We start from the raw sequence: 3753 nt of genomic DNA, 5'->3' as shown, positions 1-3753 counted from the left end.
GTCGCGTCGGCGAGGATCACCGTGACCTCGCGTCGGCCTTGGCGCGGATCGTGGCGGCGATCTGATCGCCGTTGGCGCGGATGTCGGCGGCCTCGCGCTCGCGCTCGGTCTTCATCCGCCGGTAGACGGCGGCCGAATTCTGCGCGGGCAGATCGACGCGGGTCATGCGCAGGTCCACGATCTCGATGCCCAGCGCCTTGGCCTGCCGGTTCACGTCCTCCTGGATCTGGTGCATCAGCTGGCCGCGGTCGGTCTTCACGATGGCGTCGCGGGTCGAGCGGGCGAGCACGTTGCGCAGGCCGGAATTGGTGAAGCTCGCGAGCCGCTGGTTGGCGAGCCCGATATTGCCCACCGCCTGGTAGAAGCGGAGCGGGTCGAGGATCCGGTAGCGGGCGAAGGCGTCCACCTCCAGGTTCTGCCGGTCGGCGGTGAGCACCGTCTGCACTGGCAGGTCGAGGTCGAGCACGCGCTTGTCGAACAGGACCACGTTCTCCATGAACGGGATCTTGAAGTACAGGCCGGGCTTCTCCTCGCCGGTGGCGTTGAGGACGGCGCGGACGCGGCCGAACTGCAGGACCAGGGCCTGCTGCATCTGGCCGACGGTGAAGATCGACGCGTAGAGGCCGATCGCGACGATCGCCGCGATCGCGATCAGGCCGGTGCGGAGAGCCTGCTTCATCGGGCGGCTCCCGTCTGGGTCTGGGCGCGGGCGCCGAACTCCGAGAGCGGCAGCACCGGCAGCACGCCGGCGGCGGTCGCCGCCCCGGGCTGCGTCCCGTTCTGGTCGATGATCACCTTGTTCACGGACCCCAGTACCTTTTCCATCGTCTCCAGGAAGATCCGCTCGCGGCTGATCGCCGGGGCGGCCTTGTAGGAGGCGTAGACCTCGCTGAAGCGGGCCGCCTGGCCGGTGGCGTCGGCGGTCGCCTTGGTCCGGTAGGCCTCGGCCTGCTGGACGATCTGGGACGCCTTGCCGCGGGCCTGCGGCACTTCGCGGCTCGCGTAGGTCTTGGCCTCGTTCTGCGCCGTGTCGGCGTCCTGCTGGGCCGCGTTCACGTCGATGAAGGCGGGGCGCACCTCCGGCGGCGGGTTGACCGAGACGAGCTGCACCACCTCGATGCGCACGCCGGCGCCGTACTCGTCGAGCGCCTTCTGGACCATCTCCTTCACCTCCTGGGCGATGCTCGACTGCTCGTTGGTGAGGATCGCCTGGATGTTGCGGCGGCCGATCACCTCGCGCATCGCGCTCTCGGAGATCGCCTTGATGGTGCCTTCCGGGTTCTGGAGGTTGAACACGAAGTCGGAGGCCTTCAGCGGGTTGACCCGCCACTGCACCTCGAAATCGAGATCGACGATGTTCTCGTCGCCGGTGAGCATCAGGCTCTCGTCCGGCACGTCGCGGGTGCGGCCCTGGCCGTTCGGACCGGCGCGGAAACCGATCTGGATCGAGTTCTGGGAGCCGACATCCGGCTTCACCACTCCGCCGATCGGATAGGGGAAGTTGTAGCGCAGGCCCTCGCCCTTGGTGCCGACATAGCGGCCGAAGATCGTCTCGATGCCGACCTGACGGGGGTAGACGGTGTAGAAGCCGGTGGCGAGCCAGATCGCGACGGCGAGCACGGCGATCACCGCCGCGCTGCGGCCGCCGCCGACACCCTGCGCCCCGCCGCCCCCATAGCCGCCCGAGCCGCCACCGCCGCCCGGGATCAGACCGCGCAGGCGGTCCTGCCCGCGCCGGAGCAGGTCCTCAAGATTCGGCGGCGTCTTGCCGCCGCCGCCGCCACCACCCCAGGGACCGCCGCCGTTGCCGCCGGGCCGGCCCCACGGGCCCCCGCCGCCGCTCTGATTGCTCCAAGGCATCCTAGACGTCGTCTCCTGCCTGTCCGCGCCCAGCCCATACCCCGGCCGGCGCCCCCTGCCTGAACGGCCACGCTCGCCCGCCTAGTCCCGGCCATCCGGATCGATCGCGAGGCGACCGCATCCGGCCTCAAGCCTTAAGAGCCTGCACGCACGCATCTTCCCGCAGGATGCGCAGGCCCGGCGTGAGCACGCGCACCCGACAGGCACCTGCGGGCGCGCGCCCCGTGCTGTCAAGGCTGGCAGGTGGGCATGCGCGGCATGGAACGCAATTGCGGCGGCGCGCCTCAGCGGACGCGCTCCCAATCGACGAACGCGAAGGCGTGCTCGTCCCGGGGTCCCGCCGGATGCGCCTCGCGGAACGTCTCCCGGAAGCGACCGCGGTCGAAGGCCGGGAAGCGCACGTCGCCCTCGGGCTCGGCCTCGACCTCGGTGAGATGGAGCCGGTCGGCCTGCGGGAGCGCGAGCGCATAGATCTCGGCCCCGCCCACCACCATCAGCTCCGCCCCGGCGGCGGCCGCCAGCGCGGAGGGCCAGTCATGGACGGTCTCGACCCCCTCGGCGCGGAAGCCGGCATCCCGGGTGAGCACCAGGGTGCGGCGCCCCGGCAGGGGACGGCCGATCGAATCCCAGGTCCGCCGGCCCATCAGCATCGGCTTGCCCATGGTCAGGGCCTTGAAGCGCTTCAGGTCGCTGGAGAGATGCCAGGCGAGGCCGTTGTCGCGGCCGATCACGCCGTTGCGGGCGACCGCGGCGACCAGGGAGACGATCGGGCTCATACCGCCACCGGGGCCGCGATGGCCGGGTGCGGCTCATAGCCTGCAATGGCGATGTCCTCGTACCGGAAGGCGAAGAGGTCGCGGACCTCCGGGTTGAGCCGCAGTTGCGGCAGCGGGCGCGGGGTCCGGCCCAGCAGGGTCCGGGTCTGCTCCAGGTGGTTCCGGTAGAGATGCGCGTCGCCGAAGGTGTGGACGAAGTCGCCGACCCCGAGGCCGGTCACCTGGGCGATCATGTGGGTCAGCAGGGCGTAGCTCGCGATGTTGAAGGGCACGCCCAGGAAGGCGTCCGCCGAGCGCTGGTAGAGCTGGCAGGAGAGCCGCCCCTCGCTCACGTAGAACTGGAACAGGCAGTGGCAGGGGGCGAGCGCCATCCGGTCGAGGTCGGCCGGGTTCCAGGCCGAGACGATCAGGCGGCGGGAATCGGGGTTGCGCCGGATCTCGTCGAGCACCCAGGCGATCTGGTCGACGGTGCCGCCGCCGGGCTTCTCCCAGGAGCGCCACTGCTTGCCGTAGACCGGCCCGAGATCGCCATGCGCGTCGGCCCACTCGTCCCAGATCGTCACGCCGTTGGCTTGGAGCGCGGCCACGTTGGTATCGCCCGTCAGGAACCAGAGCAGCTCGTGGATGATCGAGCGCAGGTGCAGCCGCTTCGTGGTGACCAGCGGGAAGCCGGCCGACAGGTCGAAGCGCATCTGGTGGCCGAATACCGAGAGCGTGCCGGTGCCGGTGCGGTCGTCCTTGGCCACGCCCTCGTCGAGGATGCGCCGGAGCAGGTCCTGATAAGCGTCCATCGGTCATTCCTGCGCGCCGACGCGACGGCGGGCAAGCGCGCCGCCGACACCTGTCCACCGCCGTCACCAGCTGGCGGTCAGGCCGGCCAGAGCAGGTAGGTTACGAGGGCGAGGTTCGACCAGCCGTGCAGGGCGATCCCGGGCCAGAGCCGGCCGGTCCGCCAGCGCAGCCAGCCGAGCGCCAGGGCGAGCGGCAGCAGGGAGACCGGCCGGGCGAGCCCCCAGGACGAGATGTGGGCGGCGGCGAAGATGACCGCCGTGACCAGGATCGCCCCCGCCGGCCCCAGCACCGCCCGGGCACGGGCGAAGGCCTCGCCGCGCAGCAG

The 3753-nt window shown here is 71.0% G+C and carries 4 protein-coding genes and 1 pseudogene; all 5 read right to left on the bottom strand.

Features of this window, described 5'->3' with window-relative positions:
• A pseudogene (hflC, locus tag I53_RS06795) lies at positions 1-679 on the bottom strand (protease modulator HflC); the annotation flags it as partial.
• Complete coding sequence (gene hflK, locus I53_RS06790; RefSeq protein ID WP_043348254.1) at positions 676-1860, bottom strand: FtsH protease activity modulator HflK; 1185 nt, start codon at positions 1858-1860, stop codon at positions 676-678. The pseudogene hflC and the gene hflK, both read right to left, overlap by 4 nt.
• Positions 1861-2144: 284 nt before the next feature.
• The gene (locus I53_RS06785) at positions 2145-2636 is read right to left on the bottom strand and encodes a dihydrofolate reductase (protein WP_043348252.1); all 492 of its coding nucleotides are present in this window, start codon (positions 2634-2636) and stop codon (positions 2145-2147) included.
• On the bottom strand, positions 2633-3427 hold the full coding sequence (locus I53_RS06780; RefSeq protein WP_043348249.1) for a thymidylate synthase: 795 nt from the start codon (positions 3425-3427) through the stop codon (positions 2633-2635). The genes I53_RS06785 and I53_RS06780 overlap by 4 nt, the downstream gene beginning before the upstream one ends.
• A 77-nt stretch (positions 3428-3504) precedes the next feature.
• A partial coding sequence (locus tag I53_RS06775) for a CPBP family intramembrane glutamic endopeptidase (RefSeq protein ID WP_043348247.1) occupies positions 3505-3753 on the bottom strand: 249 nt, incomplete at its 5' end.

The sequence above is a fragment of the Methylobacterium sp. B1 genome, from assembly GCF_000333255.1.
Lineage (GTDB): Bacteria > Pseudomonadota > Alphaproteobacteria > Rhizobiales > Beijerinckiaceae > Methylobacterium > Methylobacterium fujisawaense.
The sequence above is the reverse complement of the archived record's forward strand: the minus strand, read 5'-3'. Positions and strand labels throughout refer to the sequence as shown.

What these genes read in the sequence shown, in the direction of transcription:
- hflK (WP_043348254.1), bottom strand. Translation starts at nt 1,860, where the DNA reads ATGCCTTGGAGCAATCAGAGCGGCGGCGGGGGCCCGTGGGGCCGGCCC.
- I53_RS06785 (WP_043348252.1), bottom strand. Translation starts at nt 2,636, where the DNA reads ATGAGCCCGATCGTCTCCCTGGTCGCCGCGGTCGCCCGCAACGGCGTG.
- I53_RS06780 (WP_043348249.1), bottom strand. Translation starts at nt 3,427, where the DNA reads ATGGACGCTTATCAGGACCTGCTCCGGCGCATCCTCGACGAGGGCGTG.